The sequence below is a fragment of the Tenacibaculum finnmarkense genome (assembly GCF_900239185.1).
In the GTDB taxonomy this organism is placed as follows: domain Bacteria; phylum Bacteroidota; class Bacteroidia; order Flavobacteriales; family Flavobacteriaceae; genus Polaribacter; species Polaribacter finnmarkensis.
This window is the reverse complement of sequence record NZ_OENA01000013.1, coordinates 35950-60485: the sequence shown is the minus strand read 5'-3', so window position 1 is coordinate 60485 and position 24536 is coordinate 35950. Positions and strand designations below refer to the sequence as shown.

Annotated in this window: 18 protein-coding genes and 1 tRNA gene; 14 read left to right on the top strand and 5 right to left on the bottom strand. The window is 31.3% G+C overall.

The window, feature by feature from the left end; translation table 11 throughout:
- The first annotated feature begins 525 nt into the window (after nt 1-525).
- From AQ1689_RS01125 to AQ1689_RS01085, 9 genes are all read left to right on the top strand, one after another.
- A tRNA-Thr gene (locus AQ1689_RS01125) sits at nt 526-599 on the top strand.
- 101 nt (nt 600-700) lie between these two features.
- Entirely contained in the window at nt 701-1306 is a 606-nt protein-coding gene (gene udk, locus AQ1689_RS01120; protein ID WP_101916193.1) for a uridine kinase, read from the top strand.
- Nucleotides 1307-1308: 2 nt separating this feature from the next.
- Complete coding sequence (locus AQ1689_RS01115) at nt 1309-1626, top strand: FtsB family cell division protein (protein WP_101954920.1); 318 nt, start codon at nt 1309-1311, stop codon at nt 1624-1626.
- Nucleotides 1626-2975, top strand: a complete 1350-nt coding sequence (locus tag AQ1689_RS01110; protein WP_101954919.1) for a methylmalonyl-CoA mutase subunit beta — start codon at nt 1626-1628, stop codon at nt 2973-2975. Before AQ1689_RS01115 ends, AQ1689_RS01110 begins: the two co-directional genes overlap by 1 nt.
- A complete protein-coding gene (gene scpA / locus AQ1689_RS01105; protein ID WP_101954918.1) occupies nt 2968-5031 on the top strand; it encodes a methylmalonyl-CoA mutase in 2064 nt (687 codons plus the stop codon). Before AQ1689_RS01110 ends, scpA begins: the two co-directional genes overlap by 8 nt.
- Before the next feature lie 5 nt (nt 5032-5036).
- Nucleotides 5037-5915, top strand: coding sequence for an archaetidylserine decarboxylase (gene asd, locus AQ1689_RS01100; protein WP_101954917.1), 879 nt, complete (start codon nt 5037-5039; stop codon nt 5913-5915).
- 107 nt (nt 5916-6022) lie between these two features.
- Nucleotides 6023-9175: a cytochrome c biogenesis protein CcsA gene (ccsA, locus tag AQ1689_RS01095; protein ID WP_101954916.1), complete on the top strand. Its 3153-nt coding sequence runs from the start codon at nt 6023-6025 to the stop codon at nt 9173-9175.
- A 69-nt stretch (nt 9176-9244) separates the two neighbouring features.
- Complete coding sequence (locus AQ1689_RS01090; protein ID WP_058884382.1) at nt 9245-9760, top strand: tetratricopeptide repeat protein; 516 nt, start codon at nt 9245-9247, stop codon at nt 9758-9760.
- Nucleotides 9761-9797: 37 nt separating this feature from the next.
- Nucleotides 9798-11699 carry a polysaccharide biosynthesis protein gene (locus AQ1689_RS01085; RefSeq protein ID WP_101954915.1) on the top strand — a complete coding sequence of 634 codons (1902 nt, stop codon included), beginning with the start codon at nt 9798-9800 and terminating at the stop codon, nt 11697-11699.
- A 105-nt stretch (nt 11700-11804) separates the two neighbouring features.
- Here AQ1689_RS01085 and AQ1689_RS01080 read toward each other — a convergent pair whose 3' ends face one another.
- Both AQ1689_RS01080 and gldJ read right to left on the bottom strand, forming a co-directional pair.
- Complete coding sequence (locus AQ1689_RS01080) at nt 11805-13082, bottom strand: UDP-N-acetylmuramoyl-tripeptide--D-alanyl-D-alanine ligase (protein ID WP_101954914.1); 1278 nt, start codon at nt 13080-13082, stop codon at nt 11805-11807.
- Nucleotides 13083-13147: 65 nt separating this feature from the next.
- Complete coding sequence (gldJ, locus tag AQ1689_RS01075; RefSeq protein WP_101954913.1) at nt 13148-14863, bottom strand: gliding motility lipoprotein GldJ; 1716 nt, start codon at nt 14861-14863, stop codon at nt 13148-13150.
- 316 nt (nt 14864-15179) lie between these two features.
- Here gldJ and porV point away from each other — a divergent pair, with 316 nt between their 5' ends.
- From porV to AQ1689_RS01050, 5 genes are all read left to right on the top strand, one after another.
- The gene (gene porV / locus AQ1689_RS01070) at nt 15180-16268 is read left to right on the top strand and encodes a type IX secretion system outer membrane channel protein PorV (RefSeq protein ID WP_101954912.1); all 1089 of its coding nucleotides are present in this window, start codon (nt 15180-15182) and stop codon (nt 16266-16268) included.
- An 84-nt stretch (nt 16269-16352) separates the two neighbouring features.
- Nucleotides 16353-16835 (top strand): cytidine deaminase, encoded by a 483-nt coding sequence (locus AQ1689_RS01065; protein WP_101954911.1) that lies wholly within the window; start codon nt 16353-16355, stop codon nt 16833-16835.
- A gap of 183 nt (nt 16836-17018) precedes the next feature.
- A complete protein-coding gene (locus AQ1689_RS01060; RefSeq protein WP_101954910.1) occupies nt 17019-18092 on the top strand; it encodes a 3-oxoacyl-ACP synthase III family protein in 1074 nt (357 codons plus the stop codon).
- 73 nt (nt 18093-18165) lie between these two features.
- Nucleotides 18166-19701, top strand: a complete 1536-nt coding sequence (gene guaA / locus AQ1689_RS01055; protein WP_101954909.1) for a glutamine-hydrolyzing GMP synthase — start codon at nt 18166-18168, stop codon at nt 19699-19701.
- Between the two features lie 25 nt (nt 19702-19726).
- The gene (locus tag AQ1689_RS01050) at nt 19727-21589 is read left to right on the top strand and encodes a LysM peptidoglycan-binding domain-containing protein (protein ID WP_101954908.1); all 1863 of its coding nucleotides are present in this window, start codon (nt 19727-19729) and stop codon (nt 21587-21589) included.
- A 205-nt stretch (nt 21590-21794) separates the two neighbouring features.
- Here AQ1689_RS01050 and rfbB read toward each other — a convergent pair whose 3' ends face one another.
- From rfbB to rfbA, 3 genes are all read right to left on the bottom strand, one after another.
- Entirely contained in the window at nt 21795-22814 is a 1020-nt protein-coding gene (gene rfbB, locus AQ1689_RS01045; protein WP_101954907.1) for a dTDP-glucose 4,6-dehydratase, read from the bottom strand.
- 186 nt (nt 22815-23000) lie between these two features.
- Nucleotides 23001-23561 (bottom strand): dTDP-4-dehydrorhamnose 3,5-epimerase, encoded by a 561-nt coding sequence (rfbC, locus tag AQ1689_RS01040; protein WP_101954906.1) that lies wholly within the window; start codon nt 23559-23561, stop codon nt 23001-23003.
- A 20-nt stretch (nt 23562-23581) separates the two neighbouring features.
- On the bottom strand, nt 23582-24460 hold the full coding sequence (gene rfbA / locus AQ1689_RS01035; RefSeq protein WP_101954905.1) for a glucose-1-phosphate thymidylyltransferase RfbA: 879 nt from the start codon (nt 24458-24460) through the stop codon (nt 23582-23584).
- Between the last annotated feature and the right edge of the window lie 76 nt (nt 24461-24536).

Genomic DNA, 24536 nt, shown 5'->3' with positions numbered 1-24536 from the left:
ACAAAAATCATCCATGAAATTTATTTCAAAACAGATAAATCTCAATAATCCATACTTGATTTGTTGAAGCATACCACAAACAAGAGAACTATAAAAAATCAGGATCTAAACCTGAAATAAATTTAGGGTGACACCAATGCCCATTTTCTATTTTTCTATACTTTTTTTTTCAGATAAAATTTAAACATGCTAAATATTTTGAATTAAACTTCACTAATTCGATTTATTTAACCTGTCATAAAACTTTTTTCAGATAAAATTTACAAAATTTTTCAAGTTTTTGAAAAATTCAAAGACAATATCAATTAAAAAAAGAAGAGTAAAAGCCAATTTTCATCTTATATTATTTGTTTTTTTAATAATCTGATTATTTTTTTTAAATCCACAAAATACCGTATAAATATGTAAATCAATAAGTTAAAAACACTTCAAAAAAACACCTCAAAAAAAGTTCAAAAAAATCTAAAAAAAATTTTGTCAATCCTTAAAAAGGTTATATATTTGCAGCGCTCTTAGGAGCAACAAGCCGATGTAGCTCAGCTGGCTAGAGCAGCTGATTTGTAATCAGCAGGTCGTGGGTTCGAGTCCCTCCATCGGCTCAAAATAAAAAGTGCTAACTGTAAAGTTAGCACTTTTTTTATGCAGTTATTTCCCTAAATTTGTTGTCATTATTATACCTTAAGAAAAATCTATGAAAAATATATTTGTAATCGGCATCGCTGGCGGAACTGGTAGCGGAAAAACAACCGTTGTAAACCAAATAATAAATGAGCTTCCTCAAAACGAAGTTTGTATACTATCACAAGATTCTTACTACAGCCAAACAGATAATTTAAATCACGAAGAACGCTCAAAAATAAATTTTGATCATCCAAAATCTATCGATTTTGAATTACTGACAAAACATTTAAGTGATTTAAAAAATAATAAAACTATTCAACAACCTATTTATTCTTTTGAAAAACACAATAGAATTAATAGCACTGTAAAAACACTTCCTAAAAAAGTGATTATTATTGAAGGTATTTTAATTTTTAATAGCGAAGCGGTAAGAAATCTTTGCGACATAAAAATATTTGTACATGCTGATGCTGATGAACGCTTAATAAGACGTGTTCGTCGAGATATTAAAGAAAGAGGAAGAGATGTTGATGAAGTTTTAAGCAGGTATCAAGACACGCTAAAACCAATGCATCAACAATTTATCGAACCTACAAAAAGTTATGCAGATATTATCATTCCTAATGATAAATACAATACTGTAGCTGTTGATATTGTTAGAACCGTAATTACTGATCGCCTATAGTTATGAATTTAAAATCAATCAAAAACACCCCTTATTATAAAGTAATAACAAATCCTTATGCTCTTATTTTAACCGTGTTTGTAATTTGGATGGGGTTTTTTGATGAAAATTCATATCTTACACATAGAGAATTTAATAAAGAGATTGAAAAGTTAAATCTTTGGATAGCTTATCATGAAAAAAAAATCAAAAAAGATAAAGAAACCATAAATAAGCTTCAAAATTCTGTACAACTAGAGCATTATGCCCGTGAAAGGTATTTAATGAAAAAAGAAAATGAAGATATTTATATTATAGAATTTGATACGATACCTAAATAATGAGTGATTACCTATTTAACGAGTTTCAAGAAAGTAGCGCTGCACAATGGAAGCAGAAAATTCAAGTTGACCTTAATGGGGATGACTATAATAATACGCTACTATGGAAAACCGATGAAGGGATTACCGTTAGACCTTTTTACACAAAAGACGATCAAACAAACACCAATATAAATACGCCTGAAAAAGGATTTACCATTTGCCAATCAATTTATATTGAAGATGCTGAAACAGCAAATAATTTTGCAATCGATTCTTTAAAAAGAGGTGCAAAAGCTATTGAATTTAAAGCAAAAACTCCTTTTGATTATAAAATTCTTTTAAAAAATATCGATGTAAAAAACACCTTATTATACTTTAATTTAAAGTTTTTAACGGCTGATTTTGTCATTGAATTATCAACATTTATAAACTCTAAAAATTGTTATTTCAATATTGATCTTATTGGTAATTTAGCAAGTACAGGAAATTGGTTTAGCCATTCGAGTAACGGTATTAAAGAGCTTAAAAAAATCATAGAGCATAGCTGTAATACTATTTGCATCAACGCTTCTATATATCAAAATGCGGGGGCAACTATTACCCAACAACTCGCCTACACCCTAGCCCATGCTAATGAATATTTAAATTATTTTGGCGGTAAAATAGCCAATCAAATTCATTTTAATTTTTCGGTAGGCAGTAATTATTTCTTCGAAATTGCAAAACTTAGGGCTTTCAGAATTTTATGGGCAGCGCTTTTAAAAGAATATGACGTTGTTAATAATAAAGCGCATGTATTTGTAAAGCCAACTTCCCGAAATAAATCTATGTACGACTATAATGTAAATATGCTTCGAAGCACGTCGGAATGTATGAGTGCTATTTTAGGAGGAGCTGATACCGTTAGTAATATTTCTTATGATGATATTTTTCATCATTCAAATGAATTTGGAGAGCGTATTTCAAGAAATCAGCTGTTAATTTTACAACAAGAAGCCGAATTGTCAGAGGCTCAAAATTTTGCTGATGGTACGTATTATATTGAATCGATAACAAAACAACTTTCACAAAATGCTTTAGTAGTCTTTAAAACCATTGAAAAAGGTGGTGGTTTTTTAAAACAATTAAAAGAAGGCATTATTCAACGAAAAATTAAAGATTCTTCGGATAAAGAACAAGCAAAATTTGATGCTGGCGAAATCGTATTAATAGGCGCTAATAAAACAGCAAACGATAAAGATATAATGAGTCATAATTTATCGCTTTTTCCGTTTATCAAAATTAGAAATGATAAAACCCTAATTTTACCTATTATACAAAAAAGATTAGCCGAAAAGCTAGAACAAAAAAGGTTAGGCAATGAGTAGAAAAAACATCGCTAACATACAGTTAAATTTAAACGAAAAACAAACCGTTTCGCACAAAAAACATGAAGACTTTGTAGCTGGTATTGCACCAAATCTGCGAGGTCCTTACGCTACAATGTATGTTAATAAACCTTGGACGATTCGTCAGTATGCAGGATTTTCGACTGCACAAGAAAGCAATGCTTTTTACAGAAAAAACTTAGCAGCAGGTCAAAAAGGACTTTCTGTAGCTTTTGATTTAGCAACACATCGTGGTTACGATTCAGATCATCAGCGTGTGCAAGCTGATGTTGGTAAAGCAGGTGTGGCTATTGATTCGGTCGAAGATATGAAAATACTATTCGACCAAATTCCGTTAGATAAAATGTCTGTTTCCATGACCATGAATGGTGCAGTTTTACCCATTTTAGCCTTTTATATTGTAGCAGCCCAAGAGCAAGGTGTAGCTCCTGAATTATTATCAGGAACTATTCAAAATGATATTTTAAAGGAGTTTATGGTGCGTAATACCTACATTTATCCGCCAACTCCTTCCATGAAAATTATTGCTGATATTTTTAAATATACGGCTGAAAAAATGCCTAAATATAATTCCATTTCTATTTCTGGCTATCACATGCAAGAAGCAGGTGCTACCCCCGAAATTGAATTAGCTTATACGCTTGCCGATGGTTTAGAGTATCTTAGAAAAGGGCTTTCCGTAGGAATGGATATTGATACTTTTGCTCCTAGACTGTCTTTTTTCTGGGGAATTGGCATGAATCATTTTACAGAAATTGCAAAAATGCGTGCAGGAAGAATGTTGTGGGCTAAAATAGTACAACAATTTAATCCTAAAAACCCGAAATCATTAGCTTTACGAGCACATTGCCAAACAAGCGGATGGTCATTAACTGCCCAAGATCCTTTTAATAACGTAGCACGTACCACTATTGAGGCAATGGCAGCTGTATTTGGTGGCACACAAAGTTTACACACCAACTCCTTAGATGAAGCGATGGCTTTACCTACCGATTTTTCGGCACGTATTGCTCGTAATACCCAACTATATTTACAAGAAGAAACACATATTACCAAAACAGTCGATCCTTGGGCAGGAAGTTATCATTTAGAACAATTAACCCAAGATATTAGCAATAAAGCATGGGAATTAATTCAAGAAATTGAAGCTTTCGGTGGTATGACTAAAGCCATTGAAAAAGGAATTCCTAAAATGCGTATTGAACAAGCAGCAGCTAAAAAACAAGCACGAATTGACAGTGGTCAAGATGTAATTATAGGTGTTAATAAATATCCCTTAAGTAAGGAAACCCCAATTCCTATTTTAGAGGTTGATAACCAGGCGGTACGTTTATCTCAAATAAAAAGATTAAACGACATCAAAAGTAAAAGAGATAACGATCGTGTTCAAAAATCGTTAACTAATTTAACCAATTGTGCTATATCAAATAAAGGGAACTTATTAGATTTAGCCATAAAAGCCGCAAGAAACAGGGCTACTTTAGGAGAAATTTCAACAGCTTTAGAACGTGTTTTTAAACGTCATAAAGCAGTCCCTAAAACTATTTCGGGAGTCTATGCTGCCGAAATTAAAACCGATAAAACATTTAAAGAAGCTGCTAAATTAGTTTATAAATTCAAAAAAACACAAGGCGTAAAACCCCGAATAATGCTAACTAAACTAGGGCAAGATGGGCATGATAGGGGCGTAAAAATAGTCGCTACCGCTTTTACCGACTTAGGTTTTGAAGTATTTATTGCTCCTTTATTTCAAACACCTGAAGAGGCTAGTAAACAGGCTATTGAAAACAATGTTCATATTTTAGGCGTTTCTTCGTTAGCTGCGGGGCATAAAACTTTAGTTCCAGAAGTAATTAAAGCATTAAAAAAACACGATTCTGAAAAGATTATGGTCGTTGTTGGTGGTGTAATTCCTACAAAAGATTATCCATTTTTATTTGACACGGGTGCTGTTGGTGTTTTTGGTCCTGGAACCAAAATTGCACAAGCAGCCATTGATATTTTAACTATTTTAATTGATCGCACAGAAGCGTAAGAGTTATGAAAATACAATTTATTGACAGAAAATCAGGAAATAAAATTACAGAAACACCTCCAGGTGAAGGTTTTTTAAAATTATTATATCATAATCCATTTGGTAAAATGGCACTTTTACCAATTGCAAAACGTAAATTTTTATCTTCTTGGTATGGCAAATTAATGGACAAACCAAATTCGGTTACTAAAATTGAAGGTTTTGTAAACGATTTAGGTATCGACATGAATGAAGCGCAAAAACCAATAGAAGAGTATGTTTCTTTTAATGATTTTTTCTATAGAAAACTAAAACGAGGCGCACGTCCTATTGAAAACGGATTCGTTTCGCCTGGCGATGGAAAAATGTTGGCTTTTGAAAATATTGCTGATATTGATAATTTCTTTGTAAAAGGACGACAATTTACACTAAAAGAATTTTTAGGAAATGATGCTTTAGCCGAAAAACACAAAAATTCATCGTTAATTATTTTACGATTAGCACCAAACGATTATCATCGTTATCATTTTCCGTTTAAAGGAATGCCTTCAAAAATGACTAAAATAAAAGGTAGTTATTTTTCCGTTTCGCCCTATGCCCTAGCCGCTAATTTTACCAAAGTTTTTTGTGAGAACAAGCGAGAGTACTGTATTTTATCATCCCAAGTAAAAGGCGATATTATTGTAGCCCCTGTTGGCGCTACCATGGTTGGAAGTATTATAGAAACCTATACAGCTAATCTACCTGTAAAAAAAGGAGATGAAATGGGTTATTTTGCTTTTGGTGGCTCAACGATTGTTTTAATTGTTGATAAAAAAAACATCAAAATAGATGCCGATATTTTAAAAAACACTAAAAATCGTATTGAAACCTTTGTTAAAATGGGTGAAAAAATAGGCTTATAATTTACTTTTATTTTAACTTTTTCTTTGTTTAAAAATGATTAAAATCTTAAACGTATTAACGCATTAATATGTAAATTTGCCAAGTTTTACACATAGCAGATTTACAGATGAAAAAAATCTTTGACATTCTTTACTCTACCCGCTTAACAGCCGTATTATTCTTCGTTTTCGCAATAGCAATGGGAGTTGCAACCTTTATGGAAAATGATTTTGGAACACAAACTTCTAAAGCCTTGGTATATAATGCTTGGTGGTTTGAGTTAATTCAAGTGTTTTTCGTGGTTAATTTCTTTGGAAACATCTTCAGATATCGATTATACAAAAAAGAAAAATGGTCGGTATTGTTATTTCACGTAGCCTTTTTATTGATTTTAATTGGCGCAGGAATTACCCGTTATATTAGTTATGAAGGATTAATGATTATTGATGAAGGAGAAACTACCAATACTTTTTTATCTGATATTAATTATTTAAACGTAGTTATTGATAATAACGAATTTCAAAAAGAAACAAATAACAAGCTACTATTAACTGCTTTAGGGAGTAATTCGGCAAGTTTTACCGAGTATTTTCAGCCAAAAAAAGATGGTGAAAATCATAAAATAACATTTAATTTAGTCGATTATATTCCTTGGGCTGAAGAAAAATTGGTTGAAGACCAAAATGGTACTGAGCATCTTTTATTTGTAGAGAGTTCTAGCGGAAGCAGACATGAACACTATATTAAACGTGGTACAATTGAAAATATTCATAATATTTTAGTTGGTTTTGATGCTAAATCAGAGGACACAAATATTAATATTTTTAAACAAAACGATACCTTAAAAATACAAACCAAATCGGCAGGTAGTTATCAAGTAATGGCAACCCAACGCAAAGGATTGGTTAAAAAAGACAGCATTCAGAATTTTAACCTTCGATCTTTATACCAAATTTCGGGGCTTCCTTTTGTTATTCCTCAGCCTGCTATTAAAGGAGAAATGAAAATTCTTAGAGGTGAAAAAAATGACCAAAAATTTGACATGGTTGTTTTTGATGTTACTTTTAATGACAAAACAGAACGTGTGAAATTAACTGGTGGTAGCTTTAATGTTGAAGGAAAAGAACAATTTAGTATTGATGGCTTAAATTTTAGAGCTTGGTACGGTGCAAAGCAACGCCAAACACCTTTTAGTGTTAAATTAAATGACTTTCAATTACAAAAATACCCTGGTTCAGAAAATGCCGCTTCTTTTGCTAGTGAAGTAACGGTTATCGACAAGGAAGAAACATTTGATTATCGAATTTTTATGAACAATATTTTAGATTATAAAGGCTATAAATTATTTCAATCTAGCTATAAAATTGAAGGAGATAAAGAACAAACTCACTTATCTGTAAACCATGATTATATGGGTACTTTAGTTACTTATATCGGTTATTTTTTACTGTTTTTTGGTTTAATTGCCTCATTGTTTGTTAAAAATACTCGTTTTGATTATTTGAAAAAATCATTAATTAAAATTAGAACAAAAAAAGCGACCCTTACAATCTTATTTTTAGCAAGTAGTTTTTTAAGTTTTTCACAGCATCAGGAACAACAACATCAACAAGCTAAAAAGTTATCAGAAAACGAAATTGAAACGGTTTTAAAAAAATCGGTTGTAAACAAAGAACACGCTGCTTTATTTAGTGAATTGGTAATACAAGATACAGGCGGACGTATGAAGCCCGCACATACTTTTGCATCAGAATTGGTTCGAAAAGTAGCGCATACTAACAGCTTTAAAGACTTAACACCAAGTCAAATTTTAGTTTCTATTACCGAGTCGCCCATGTTTTGGTTAAATGTTCCTTTTGTTTATCTAGAGAAAGGAAATACCAAAATCCGTGAAATATTAGGTGTTAAAAAAGAGGCTGAATATGCTTGTTTTATAGATTTTTATGATAAAAACGGAACCTCTAAAATTAGCAATCTTGTTATTGAAGCTCAAAAAAAACAAATTCAAAGTAAATTTGAAAAAGATGTTATAAAAATAGAACATCGTGTGTGGCTGTTATCACAAGCATTGGGTGGTGGAATTTTAAAAATTTTCCCAATTCCTAATGATGAACAACATAAATGGGTATCACAACCTGAAACTTCACAAGCAAATTTTAAAGGAACAGATTCTGTTTTTGTAAGACAATCATTGCCTGTATATTTTCAATTATTACAAGAAGCTAAAAAAACAGGAAATTATACCGAAACTAATAAAATTTTAGACGGAATTAAAAAATTCCAACGAAAATTTGGTAAAGAAGTTATTCCTTCTGAAAATAAAATAAACCTAGAAATAGCCTACAATAAAACCAATATATTTGTAAAATTATCTAAATACTACGGATTTATTAGTTTTTTAATGCTTGTTTTTGTCTTTTTTCAAATATTTAACAACAAGCCTTGGATAAACTACGTTATAAAAGCCTTAATAGGGATTGTTATTATCCTTTTTATAGTGCATATTTTAGGGCTAGCTTCTCGCTGGCAAATTAGTGGAAATGCCCCTTGGAGTAACGCTTATGAATCAATTATATTTGTAGGGCTTGCAACCATGTTATTTGGTTTATTATTAGGAAAAAATTCGGCATTAACAATTACTGCTACCACATTTTTAACGTCTATTATTTTATTTTTTGCGCATCAAAACTGGTTAGATCCTGAAATTGCCAATTTAGTACCAGTATTGAATTCTTGGTGGCTATATGTGCATGTATCAATTATTGTGGCTAGTTACGGTCCTTTTGCTTTAGGAATGATTTTAGGTATTTTCTCTTTATTTTTAATCATTTTCACTAATAAAAAGAATAAAAAGAAAATGGATATTCACCTAAAAGAACTTACCGTAATTAACGAAATGGCAGTAACTGTTGGTTTAATTATGCTGGTAATCGGAAACTTTTTAGGAGGTATGTGGGCAAATGAAAGTTGGGGGCGTTACTGGGGCTGGGACCCGAAAGAAACTTGGGCGTTAATATCAATTATGATTTATTCTTTTGTGCTACACATGCGTTTAATCCCTGGATTAAGATCAAGATACACCTTTAACCTATGGTCTATAATGGCTTTTGCATCTATTATGATGACCTATTTTGGCGTAAATTTTTACTTATCAGGACTGCATTCTTACGCTAGTGGTGACAAAGTAATTACCCCTACCTCTATTTATTATTCAATTGCTTTTGTTGCAATAATAGGCTCTTTAGCATGGGTTAAATATAAAAAGTTTTATAAAAAATAAAGCAACAATTTTTAACAGAAAAATGTACTTTTACAAATTGATAAAAAACAAAAATTAAAAAAAATTAAAATGTTTAATAAAAATATAAAGTTAATTATAGCAGGTGTAATCAGTTTATGGGCTATTTATGAGTTTTCTCAGGTTCATATAATGAATGGAATATCAATTCTTTTATTAGCAGGTATTTTCGTATTTTTCTACTTTAAAAATGAATTTATTTTACTTGCTTTTATGCAATTACGTAAACAAAATTTTGAAGGAACTAAAAAATGGTTAGACCGTATTAAAAACCCAGAAACAGCCTTAATTCCTAAGCAAGAAGGATATTATAATTACTTACATGGCATTATGCTAAGTCAAAAAAACATCACACAAGCCGAAAAATACTTGAAAAAAGCAGTTAAATTAGGTTTAGCGATGGACCATGATTTAGCAATGGCAAAATTACAGTTAGCAGGAATAGCGATGACCAAACGTAGAAAAAGAGAAGCAACTCTTTTAATGAATGAAGCTAAAAAGTTAGACAAACATGGCATGTTAAAAGAGCAAATGCAAATGATGAAGAAACAAATGGCTAAAATTTAACTTTTATTTTGTATTTTTAACATTTAATAAACAGATAATGCCAAAAAAAATTGCTTTAAAGTTTTTTGAACGATACGCCTCCAAATGGGTTGTTTTAAGTATCGACATCATTTTAGTATGTATATCTTTCATATTAGCATACTCCGTGCGTTTTAATGCTAGTTTAAATTTTGATCTTGATAATTTATATTATCAAATTCCGTTTATAGCATGTATAGCCCTTATAAGTTTTCTTATTGTGGGCTCATACCGAGGTATTGTTAGGCATACAGGAACAAGAGATGCTTTTAATGTTTTTTTAGGAGTGAGCTTACTTTTTTTAACAGCAATTTCGATTGTTTTAATTAATAATTTATTTGCTTTCATTCCTCGTTTTACAATTCCTTTATCAATTTTGATTATTCATTATTTGATTTCAATTTTAGCATTGGTTATTAGTAGGTATGTTTTTAAAGCGTTTTTTAAAATGATATCAACTAAATTAAGTAAATCATCAAATGTGCTTATATATGGATCAGGAGATTCAGGATTAGCAACTTATGAAGCTTTAGATAGAGACACGAAACACCAATATAATGTTTTAGGTTTTATTGATGACAATGAAAAAAAATCTGGAAAAAAAATAAATCAAGTTAAAATATATAACAGAAAAATCATCAATAAAGAGTTTATCGAAAATAAACAAATTGATGACGTTATTATTTCTATTCAGAATATAAAATCTGAAAAATTACTTTTTATTACCGATACCCTATTAGATTTAGGCGTAAAAGTTAAAATTGTTCCACCTATTTCAAAATGGATTGATGGCGATTTAGAAGCCAATCAAATTAAAACGGTAAAAATAGAAGATTTACTAAATAGAAAACCTATTTCTATTGAAAATCCGATTGTTAAAAAAGATGTAAACAATAAAGTCATTTTAGTAACAGGAGCGGCTGGTTCAATAGGTTCAGAAATTTCAAGACAACTAAGTGCTTACCAACACGAACATTTAGTACTAATCGACCAGGCCGAATCGGCATTATACGACCTTCAGCAAGAACTTGTTCAAAAAGGCAGACAAAACATCACTTCTATCGTTGCAGATGTTAGAGATGAAACAAGAATGTCTAAAATTTTTGAACAATATAAACCGCAGAAAGTATTCCATGCAGCAGCTTATAAACACGTTCCTTTAATGGAAATGACTCCTTATGAAGCTGTTAAAATAAACATTGCAGGAACTAAAAATATTGCCGATTTATCAATAAAACACCAAGTAGAACGCTTTGTTATGGTTTCTACGGATAAGGCAGTAAACCCGACAAACGTAATGGGAGCAACCAAAAGAGTTGCTGAAATGTACATCAGTTGTTTAAGTAATGATACAAGTCATCATACTAAATTTACCATCACGCGATTTGGAAATGTTTTAGGTTCTAACGGTTCTGTAATTCCTCTTTTTAAACGTCAAATTGAAAATGGAGGTCCTTTAACGGTTACTCACAAAGATATTACACGTTATTTTATGACTATACCAGAGGCTTGTTGCTTGGTTTTAGAAGCAGGAACTATGGGGAATGGTGGTGAAATTTATATTTTTGATATGGGGAAATCTGTAAAAATATATGAAATAGCCAAAAGAATGATTCATTTATCTGGATTAAAATTTCCAGAAGATATTGATATCAAAATAACAGGATTACGCCCTGGTGAAAAACTGTACGAAGAGCTTTTAGCTGATGGTGAAAACACAGCGCCTACCTATCATGAAAAAATAATGATCGCTAAAAATCAGGTTATAGACACTCTTTTTATACGTCATAAAATTGCAGAATTATGTGTTAACAATAAAAACCATGACAATCAGAAAACAGTACAACTTATAAAAGAAATTGTTCCTGAATATATCTCTAAGAATTCTATTTATGAAAAATTAGACGCTAAAGTTCTTTAATTTTAAAGAACAATTACTTTACTAATTGTATATAAAAAACTCCGATATTTTATCTAAATATCGGAGTTTTTTTATGCCCAGAATAATTCATTAAAAAACACTAAACTAACAAAGTTCAACCAGCCTTTCCAACGCCATACCTCTAGAACCTTTTATTAAAATAGTACTTTCTTTTACAGGGATTTTTTGTAAATATTCTTTCAGTGCTTCAAAACTTATACATTTTTGAGACTTTATTTCATCTTTTATTTGACACTTTATTTCGGTTTTATTAAAATTTTCACCTACAAAAAAGGCTTTATCAAAATTAAAACTAAGCGTTAAATCTACAATAGTTTGATGGGCTGTTTTACTGTAATTTCCTAACTCAAACATATCACCTAAAATAACCGTTTTATGTTTTGCTTCTAAACTGTTAAAACTTTCTAGCGCCACCTTCATACTCGTTGGATTGGCATTATAGGCATCTAAAATAATACTGTTATTTTGAGTTTTAATAACTTGTGAACGATTATTTGACGAAGTATATTTCTCTATAGCCGCTTTAATTTTTTCTTTAGATATCTTAAAATAATCCCCTATCGTAATAGCGGCTGATATGTTTGAAAAATTATACGCTCCTATCAAATTACTTTGTATTTCTAATGATGCAAAAGATAATTTCACAAAAGGATTTGCCTTTATAAAACCAATAGACTTTTCAAACAAAACAGTATTTGCATCTTTAGTTTTGGCTACTTGAATAGCATCTTCTGGATTTACAAAAATATTTTTATTGTTCTTGATAAGAAAATCATATAATTCTGATTTTGCTTTTATAACACCTTCTAACGACCCAAAACCTTCTAGATGTGCACTTCCAAAATTAGTAATATACCCAAAATCTGGCGTTGTTATTTCAGTTAAAAAAGCAATTTCATTAGGGTGGTTTGCGCCCATTTCAACAATTCCTATTTCCGTTTGATTTGTCATAGAAAGTAACGTTAAAGGAACGCCTATATGATTGTTTAAATTCCCTATTGTTGCAGTCGTTTTATAGGTTGATGACAATACAGCATTAATTAACTCTTTGGTGGTTGTTTTCCCATTGCTACCTGTTATTGCTATAATAGGTATTCCTAATTTTTTTCGATGATAACTTGCTAAATCTTGCAGGGCTTTTAATACATTTTCAACTAAAATAGTTTTATCAGAAGTTTTAAATGCTACTTGATCAATAATAGCAAATTTAGCACCTTTTTTTAAAGCTTGCTCTGCAAACTTATTACCATTAAAGTTCGCGCCTTTTAAAGCAAAAAACAAGGTGTTTTCTCTAATATTTCTAGTATCGGTATCAACTAAACCATGTTGAATATATAGGGTATATAAATCAGCTATTTTCATTTTGTAAAAATAAAAAACCTCATTGAAAATTCAATGAGGTTTTAGTATATAAAATATTTAATTGTTTATCTTTTATTCATTGAATACCTTGGTGTAGCAGTCTTACGCTTGTTTAACATCATAGGTCCCATTTTATCAGTAGCACATCTAAATCCGATAAAATTCGTAGCCATATATTCAGGAAAATACCTTCTTTGAGCTGGGTCTAACCAATACTCTCTATCTGCCCATGAACCACCTTTATAAACTCTAGATTTATCACTAATTAAAGTTGCTCTGTTTTTTGAATCGTATTTATAGTTATTCACTACGTTTCCTAATGAATCTCTATCTGCTTCAGGTTTTTCAGGTGAGTTGTACATTCTTGACATCTCTCCTAATTGATCTTTTTCTAATTGATAATCTTTTGAAGAAGCTTGATCTCCATCACCTAAACTTGAGTTATCTGCTAAATTATAGTTTCTTCTCATATAAGTATCTTCCTTTGTAATAGGGATAAACTTAACACTACCAGGTAATTCTTTTGGTACGATTCTTCCATTTTCTAGAGTATCGTATTCAATTTCGCCCATTTCATCACCAACAATAACTACTTTACCTTCTTGATTTATTAATTTTTTAGTGAAAATATTTCCTCTAAAATAGTTGAAATCATTTGCTTCAGAATCAATAATAGGACGGTATACATCTTGCACCCATTCGGCTACATTCCCTGACATATCAAACAAACCAAAAGCATTTGGCGGATAACTTGCTGCTGCATTAGGAATATCTGCCATATCACTACTCCAACCTGCAATACCACTATAATCTCCTTTTCCTTGCTTAAAGTTTCCTAACTGATCTCCTCTTCTTCTTTTATCTCTATCACGTGTATATTTACCGTTCCAAGCGTATTTTTTTCTTCCACGAATATTGTTATACTCACGGTTTTCAAAAATTGCTTTTGAAGCATATTCCCATTCAACTTCTGTTGGAAGCCTAAATTTTTGTGCTAAAATACCATCTGATGAAGTTACCTGTCTTCCTGAAAATTTATCTTTATCGGGTCTTGAGCTTCCTTTTTTCCTATATACAGGAATTCCTTTTTTATAAATAGTAGAATCTCCGTCAAACAATGCATACGGATTGGTTAAATAGGTATCAGTATCAAAATTATTCTTTCCTTTAAAGCTTAATGAATCTTCTTTAAAGATATTTTTAATAACACCTTTATCCATTAATATTTTTAAATTCACGGCATTGGTACGCCATTTACAGTACTTACTAGCCTGTAACCAACTTACCCCTACAACAGGATATTCGGCATACGAAGGATGTCTTAAATAACTTTCTGATAATAAATTAGTATTTCCTAATCCTTTTCTCCAAACTAATGTATCTGGTAAAACAGATTGATAAATATTTTTAAATTGAGGATCTTCCGGTGGAAAAACATCTTTAGTATATTGCATGAATAAACCATATTCCGCATTTGTAACCTCTGTTTCATCCATATAAAAAGAACGAACATGCATTTTTTGAGGTGTAGTATTCCAATCGAACATTACATCATCCTGCACTAGCCCCATAGTAAAGCTTCCACCTTCTATATGTGTCATTCCTGGAGGAGTTTCTTTTCCTTTTTTATCTTCTCCTTTTATATAACCACCGTAATTAGGGTCATTAAAATTCCATCCGGTTAATGAAGATTTACTTGAACCACCACTATTGCTCTTACAGGAAGCAACCATTAACGCTGTGATAACCAATAAACTAAATAATTTTAACGTGCTTTTCATGTGTTTTTAACTATTTTAAGGCTGGCGCAATTTACAATATTTCTAATTCCTAACAACTAATTTATTTATAAATTGAAACATAAACAGCCTTACTCTTATAGAGTGTAAACGATCGTTTTTTATATTTAGTATTAAATAGCTGCTATTAATCGTCAATTTTTCATCTAAAAACAACCTATTTTATTACAAAAAAAATAAATACATGTCCTTTATATACTAGATACTTTTTTCTAGCGTTTGATTTAATGTTAAAAAACAAATTTAACTTTTCATAAATATATTCTATATTTGTTGAATTTAATAACCAAACCCTTACATGAAAAAATTATCATTTTTTTTGTTCCTTGCTTTTTTTGCCCCTCAAGTAAAAGCGCAAATTACAACAGCAACCCCCTTTTTATTAATTTCATCTGATGCACGTGCAGGCGGTATGGGAGACGTAGGAGTAGCAACATCAGCAGATGCTTTTTCTATTTTTCACAACCCCGCCAAAACAGCTTTTAATAAAAATAAAATCAATATTGGTTTAAACTATACGCCTTGGCTTCGAAATTTAACCGATGATATTTTTGTAGGAAATATTTCTTATGTGAATAGATTTCAAGAAAATTCCGCTTTTGGAGTAGATCTTAAATACTTCTCTCTTGGTCAAATAGATCTTAATGAAGTAAAAGTAGGTGGAGGAATCCGTGACTTAGGCTACAAAAACCCGAATGAATTTTCAATTACAGGAATTTATTCAATGAAATTAAGTGAAAACTTTTCAATGGGAGTTGGCTTAAAATACATCAATTCAAACTTAGATGTTAATGACAATAACACAGGTGCTGTTAGTGCTTTTGCTGTAGATATTTCTGGTTTTTATCAATCTGAAGAAAGAAATTTTGGAAACTTTAATGGACGCTACCGTTTAGGTTTTAACATTGCAAATATTGGTCCTAAGGTTGCCTATACTCCTGGTGAAGAATATTTTATTCCTACAAATGCTAAGTTTGGAGGAGGTTTTGATTTCATCTTAAATAGTGAAAACACAGTTGGTTTAAATTTAGAATTTGCCAAATTATTAGTTCCTTCAAGCAGCGCAGCATCAAGCAGAGGTTGGATAGAAGGAATGTTTACTTCTTTAGGCGATAGAGATTTTAGTGAAGAACTTCAAGAAACTACCTGGGCACTAGGAACTGAATATATATACAATAATGCCTTTGCTCTTAGGGCTGGTTACTTTCATGAAAGCAAAGAAAAAGGACAACGACAATTTTTAAGTTTAGGAACAGGTTTTACTGCCAAAGCCTTTACCTTAGATTTGTCTTATTTAGTAAACACCTCATCGGTTAATAACCCTTTAGAAAATACCTTACGTTTTTCTTTATCATTTGATTTAGGAGAAATTTACGACGATTATTAAATTTCAGTTTTACTTAAATAGCTTCGTATCAAATACTATAAAAGCAGTCGTTTAGACTGCTTTTTTGACTAATATAATTTTTTTATGGAAAAAATAGACTTAAAAACAACTGTTACCGTTTTTGAAAACACAACAGAATTAACAGCAGAAGATACCTTATTAATGAATAAAGCTATAGAAGCAAGAGCCAAAGCTTATGCGCCTTATTCTAAATTTAACGTTGGTGCCGCGTTTTTACTAGAAAACGGTGAAATTATTTTAGGAAATAACCAAGAAAGTGCAGCATATCCTTCAGGAATGTGTGCTGAAAGAGTTGGTGTTTGGCGTGTAGGCTCTGAATTTCCTGGGATAAAAATTAAAAAACTTGCCATTACTGCCGCTTCTCAAAACATGACAGTAGACAAACCTATAGGTCCTTGTGGTGCTTGTAGGCAAACCTTATCGGAATATGAAATTAATCAAAAAGAACCGATGGAAGTCTTATTTATGGGGGAAGTTGGAAAAATTATAAAAACAACCTCACTACTTTCTTTGCTTCCTTTTTCTTTCGATAGTGAATACCTATAAATAATAAAACTACAAACATAAAAAATTGCTGTTTTTATTATAAAATCAGCAATTAAAGTGCTATTTTATAACAAAAACACAATTATAATAAATAGAAAAGTAATTAAAGTGTTTTTTAAATTTAAAATGCTTTACTTGTATGTTTTTACAAAATTTCACAGAAAAATAACCAAAATAATTAAGATGACATCAGCAGTAATCACAGGAACAGGTTCATATATCCCTGTTATAAAAAAAGAAAACAATCAATTTTTAGAAAATTCTTTTTTAAATGCTGATGGAACTTCTTTTAGCAGCCCGAACGACATCATTATTGAAAAATTCAAATCAATAACAGGTATTGAAGAGCGTCGGTATGCCAATGATGATTACCAATCATCTGATTTAGGGTATTTAGCGGCTAAAAAAGCCATTGAAGATGCCAATATTAACCCTGAAAGTTTAGATTATATCATTTTTGCACATAATTTTGGTGATGTAAAAAAAGATGCTATCCAAAGTGATATGTTGCCTAGTTTGGCAAGCCGTGTAAAACACTTACTAAAAATAGAAAACCCAAACTGTGTTGCCTACGATCTTTTATTCGGATGCCCCGGATGGGTGCAAGGTGTTATTCAGGCACAAGCCTTTATTAACGCAGGAATTGCCAAGAAATGTTTGGTTATTGGAAGTGAAACATTGTCAAGAGTTATTGATGCTTACGACAGAGATTCTATGATTTATAGTGATGGTGCTGGAGCATGTATTTTAGAAGAGAAAGAAAATTCTAGTAGCGGAATTTTAAGCCACGCCACCCAAACATTCACCAAAGAAGAAGCCTATTTTTTATTTTTTGGAAAATCTTTTAATCAAAAATCAAATAATTCTGAAGAAAATACCCGTTACATAAAAATGCACGGGCGTAAAATTTATGAATTCGCACTTAATAATGTGCCAAAAGCCATGAAAACAGCTTTAGATAAAAGTGATGTTGAAATTGACCAGGTTAAAAAAATATTTATCCATCAGGCTAACGAAAAAATGGACGAAGCAATTATCAAGCGTTTTTATCGCCTTTATAAGAAACCTGTGCCTAAAGAAATAATGCCAATGAGTATTCGTACCTTAGGAAATAGCTCTGTGGCAACCGTACCAACACTATTAGACTTGGTTTTAAAAGGAAATATCGAACATCAGCAAGTAAAAAAAGGTGATGTAATTATGCTTGCATCCGTAGGATCAGGAATGAATATAAACGCTATTGTGTATCGCTATTAAAAAACCTTGAAAAAAGTTTAAAAAATCTAAAATCAAATACTTAAAATCTGAAATCTAAGTACTATTTTTGCGCATGCAACAACACAACGTACTTATTTTAGATTTCGGATCGCAATACACACAACTTATTGCCCGCCGAGTGAGAGAATTGAACATTTACTGTGAAATTCATCCGTATAACAAAATTCCAACAAATTTAAACGACTTTAAAGCCGTAATTTTATCTGGTAGCCCAAACTCTGTTCGTTCAGAAGCGGTTTTACATCCAGATTTAACAGAAATTAGAGGTAAAAAACCTGTATTAGCTGTTTGTTATGGAGCGCAATACTTAGCCCACTTTTCTGGTGGATTAGTAGCGCCTTCAAATACCAGAGAATATGGTAGAGCGAATTTATCTTTTGTAAAAGAAGGAGAAGCGTTCCTTAAAGGAATTTCAATAGGAAGTCAAGTTTGGATGAGTCATTCAGATACTATTAAAAATTTACCAACAAACGGAACTTTATTAGCAAGCACCAACGATGTTGAAAATGCTGCTTATAAAATTGAAGGAGAATCAACATACGCGATTCAATTTCACCCAGAAGTATATCATTCTACCGATGGAAAACAATTATTACAAAACTTTTTAGTTGATATTGCTGATGTAGCTCAAACCTGGACTCCTGACTCATTTGTAGATGAAACAGTAGCCAATATTAAAGCAACAGTAGGAAACGACAAAGTAGTTTTAGGCTTATCGGGAGGAGTAGATTCTACCGTAGCAGCTGTATTATTACACAAAGCAATTGGCGCAAACTTACACTGTATTTTTGTTAACAATGGTTTGTTACGTAAAAATGAATATACCGATGTATTAAAACAATACGAAGGTATGGGCTTAAATGTAAAAGGTGTTGATGCTTCGGCACGTTTTATGAAAGAACTTGAAGGATTAAGCGATCCTGAAGAAAAACGTAAGGCTATCGGTAAAGCTTTTATCGATGTTTTTGATGCTGAAGCAAATCAGATTGAAAACGCTAAATGGCTAGCTCAAGGAACTATTTATCCTGATGTAATTGAATCGGTTTCTGTAAACGGAGGACCATCGGCAACTATTAAAAGTCATCATAATGTAGGTGGTTTACCTGACTTTATGAAGTTAAAAATAGTAGAGCCTTTACGAATGATATTTAAAGATGAAGTTCGTCGTGTAGGAGCTTCAATGGGAATTGATAAAGACTTATTAGGGCGTCATCCTTTTCCTGGTCCTGGATTGGCTATTCGTATTTTAGGCGATATTACCCAAGAAAAAGTACGTATTTTACAAGAAGTAGATGCTGTTTTTATCAACGGTTTAAGAGAAGATGGTTTATACGATAAAGTATGGCAAGCTGGCGCAATTTTATTACCAGTAAACTCTGTTGGAGTTATGGGTGATGAAAGAACTTATGAAAAAGTAGTTGCTTTACGTGCTGTTGAAAGCACCGATGGTATGACTGCTGATTGGGTAAATTTACCGTATGAGTTTTTACAAAAAATATCAAACAAAATAATAAATAATGTAAAAGGTGTTAACAGAGTTGTTTATGACATAAGCTCTAAGCCACCCGCTACAATTGAATGGGAATAAATTCCTTACACTAAAAAGCTACTAGATGAAGAAGTTACAATTTTTACTTTTAATTTGCATTTTAACCTTTGCCGTTTCTTGCGGTCAACAAAAAAGGTATGTATCTTATAAGGTTCAACAGGGTGAAACAATGCGCCAAATTGCCAAGCGATTGGATATGAAAACCAGGGATTTATTACGTTTAAATCCTCATGTTGATAGACGTCCGAGTGCCAATACGGTTATTATTATTCCTAATATTGAAATAAAAAAAGGAACTTCTTCGTCTAATAGTACTAAAGAAGTTGTTACAAGTAGTACTGAAACCGAAAATTCAGATACCCCTGTAAAAACCGATACTCAAAACACACCTACCACTCCAGGTGAAACTGTTTTTAAACAAACCGTATATGAATACAAAACACATACAGTTAATGCGCAAGAAACAGTGTATCGAATTACTAAAAAATACGGTATTTCTAAAGATGATTTAATAAAATGGAACCCAAAACACCCTGGTATTCAAAAAAATATTTTAAGTGTTGGGCAAGTTTTAAAAGTTAAAGCAATCGCTAAAACAATTGCTGTTGATAAAGAAACTGTTCTTAAAAACTTTTTAACACATACCGTAAAAAGTAAAGAAACTGTGTACAGCTTAACCCATTTTTATAATATTTCTAAGCAAAATTTAATTCAACTAAACCCTGAATATGCCGAAATAGCAAACAACGAATTAACCGTTGGGCAGTTATTAAAAATAAAACCAATTGAGGAGGTAAATTCAAGCGATAATTACACTTTTTACAAAGATTATATTGAAAATGACATTGCTATTAATTTAGCTATTTTACTTCCTTTTAAAGCGAAAGATTATAGCAACACTACGGCTACTGATATTTTTAGTAAAGAAAAAAACAGTTCAGCTAAATTAGCCAATATGGTTACTGAATTTTATTTAGGTTTAGAAATGGCTGTCGATTCAATAAAAAAACAAGGTATTAATGTACATGTAAATCTTTTTGATACTGGAAATAGAGGTAAAAATATTACTTCAATATTAGCTAAAGATAAATTAAAAGACACTGATGTTGTTATTGGTCCTTTTTATGCTGATAAAGCAGAAATTGTTGCTAATAAAATTAATGCTCCTGTTATGTTTCCTCACTTTTCTAAGAGTCAGCATAAATTTTCAGCAAAAAAACTAATTAAAACAGCACCCGATAAAAATAACTATACCGATTATTTAATTTCTTATTTAAAAGAAACCTATAACGGACAGCAAATTTTTATAGTTGGCGATGGAAAAACAGCTTCAAACAGCAAAATAAATAAAATTGTAGCCCAATTAAAAAGCCACGATTCTATTCAAAACATCCATGTTTTAAAACCTAAGAAAGGCTATATTAAAAAAACATTATTTACCAGTAAAATGAGCGCCAAAAAAGACAATTGGGTACTTATAACTTCTGATGATAATGTTGCTATAGCCGATGTTTTAAACAGTATGATTGGTATTCCTGACAAAATAAACCTACAGGTTTTTGCCGTAGAAAAACATAAATCATACAATAAAATAGAAAACAACAAATTAGCGAGTGTTCATTTTACCTACGTATCTGATTCTTTTACTGATGACGCTTCGAAAGAGGTTAACGTTTTTAATAAAAAATATTACCAAAAAAACAATACCATCCCTTCGGATTATGCCATTAAAGGTTTTGATATAACCTATGATATTTTAATGCGTTTAGCTTCAGGAAAAGCCTTAACCGATACTTTTAAAGAAGGTGTTTCACTTCGTTTAGAAAACAAATTTGATTATACTAAGAAAATGTTTGGAAGCACCAGCAATAAAGGGTTATTCATTATAAAATACAATAAAGATTTAAGTTTAAAAAGGCTGAAATAATACTAAAACAATAAAGTTTTAACACTATAAATACCTAAAAAAGCACCTGTTTTAAACGGGTGCTTTTTTTATCGTTTTGAGTTTTCAAAATATAGCAAAAACCCCTAGCCCCGATTGAAGCAATTGTTTGAGCTCTTTTTTGTTTTTTTCCTTCAAAAAAACAAAAAAAGCGAGTGCGGAAAGCGGGAAATAGCTCCAAAAAAAATTACGGCTTCTTTTTAGCGATATTCTTTAACCATTCTTGATTTTCTAAATACCAAATAATTGTTTTTTTGATGCCTTGCTCAAACTGCAAAGATGGCTGCCAACCCAACTCATTTTTAAGTTTTGAAGCATCAATTGCATAGCGATAATCATGCCCTGCTCTATCGGTTATATGCGTTATCAATGCTTCGGATGCTCCTTGTTTTCGACCTAATAAAGCATCTGTTTCTTTTATTAAAAGTTTAATTAAATCTATATTTTTCCACTGATTATCGCCACCAATATTATAGGTTTCACCTATTTTTCCTTGATGAAAAATTACATCAATTGCCATTGCATGATCTTCTACATAAAGCCAATCTCTAATATTTTCGCCTTTTCCATAGACTGGCAAGGGTTTATTATTACAGATATTATCAATAAATAATGGAATTAATTTTTCGGGAAACTGATTTGCTCCGTAATTATTAGAGCAGTTTGAAATTACAATCGGTAAGCCGTAAGTATCATGAAAAGCTCTTACAAAATGGTCAGAAGATGCTTTTGATGCCGAATAAGGCGAGTGCGGATCGTATGCCGTTTTTTCAGTAAAAAGACCTGTTTTGGCTAAACTTCCATACACTTCATCGGTAGAAATATGATAAAATAATTTGCCTTCTAAATTATCTTTCCAGCTATTTTTAGCGTTTTCTAATAGGTTTAATGTTCCAAAAACATTGGTTTTCACAAACGAAAAAGGGTCAGAAATAGAACGGTCAACATGCGATTCTGCCGCCAAATGAATAACCGAATCTATTTTATAATCTTTAAAAATATTTTTGACTAAAACTTCATCACAAATATCTCCTTTTATAAAAGTGTAGTTTGAATTGTTTTCTACATCTTTTAAATTATCTAGATTTCCTGCGTAGGTTAAAGCATCTAAATTAATAATTTGATATGTTGGGTATTTATTCGAAAATAATCGAACAACATGTGAACCAATAAATCCTGCACCGCCTGTGATTAAAATATTTTTCATTAAAAAAATTGTTTATAAAATATATTTCAAATTTACGATTCTTATATCAATTTAACTTTGATATACCTGCCGTCATGCTGAATTTAGTTCAGCATCGCATAATTGTGGCAAATCAGGATGTGAATCTGAAATAAATTCAGATTGACAGATTCGATGCTATTTCTAATACGGCATTTAGGTAATATATTAAAAAGGAGAATCAAATTGATTAAAATTGCCTAAAATTTCATCTTTTACTGATAAAACCACTTTTTCTTGGGCAATATTCCAATCGATATTTAAGGTTTTATCGTTCCATAAAATACCGTCTTCATGCGAAGGAGCGTATGTATTATCTACTTTATACGAAAAAATAGCTTCTTCGGATAAAACCACAAAACCATGTGCAAAACCTCTTGGAACAAATAATTGTTTTTTATTTTCTTCGGATAAAAAAACCGTTATATGCTTGCCAAAAGTTGGCGATTTTTTACGTAAATCGACTACAACATCTAATACTTTTCCTTTATTACATCGCACTAATTTTGCTTGTGAAAAAGGTGGTTTTTGAAAATGCAAGCCTCTTAAAACACCAAAAGTAGATTTAGATTCGTTATCTTGAATAAAATTAATCGTGCCTATATTTTCGCCAATATTTGCATTAAATTTTTCTTGATTAAACGATTCGTAAAAATATCCTCTTTGATCTTTAAAAACGGTTGGTTCGATAATAACCACATCAAGAAGTGCTGTTTTGATAAATTTCATTTAAACTTTATTAGCCTTTATTAGTTCTCTTTTACTAAATTTAATAAATACTGTCCGTAGCCGTTCTTTTTTAAGGGTTCGGCGAGTTCTCGTACTTTTTCTTTGGATATATATCCCATATATAAAGCGATTTCTTCCAAACAAGCTACTTTTAAACCTTGTCGTTTTTCGATGGTTTCAATAAATTGACTTGCCTCTAATAAGGAATCGTGTGTGCCTGTATCTAGCCAAGCGAAACCACGTCCCATAAGTTGAACTTTTAGTTCTTTATCTTCTAAATATTGTTGATTTACAGACGTTATTTCTAACTCACCTCTTTCTGAAGGAACTACTTCTTTTGCTATTTTAATAACATTATTCGGATAAAAATACAATCCAACAACGGCATAATTTGACTTCGGATTTTCAGGTTTTTCAATAATTGATATTGCGTTGCCATTAGCATCAAAATCAACGACTCCGTAGCGTTTTGCATCTTTTACATAATAGCCGAAAATAGTTGCTTTTTTATCATTTTGAACATTATGAATTGCCGACGCTAACATTTCTGGTAATCCATGACCGTAAAAAATATTATCGCCTAAAATTAAACAAACATCATCGTTTGCTATAAATTCTTCACCAATAATAAAGGCTTGTGCTAAGCCATCTGGAGATGGTTGTTCTGCGTATTTTAGAGTGATTCCTAGATCACTTCCATCGCCTAATAATATTTTGAAGTTAGGTAAATCGGTTGGGGTTGAAATTATTAAAATTTCGGTGATTCCTGCAAGCATCAAAACCGATAACGGATAGTAAATCATCGGTTTATCGTACACAGGAAGTAATTGTTTTGATACGCCTTTTGTTATCGGATATAAGCGTGTTCCTGATCCGCCTGCTAAAATTATGCCTTTCATTTTTTTTATGATAATATCGTCTAATTTATAAAAAACAAAGCTCAGAAATTATCCTGAGCTTTTATTTTTTCAATAA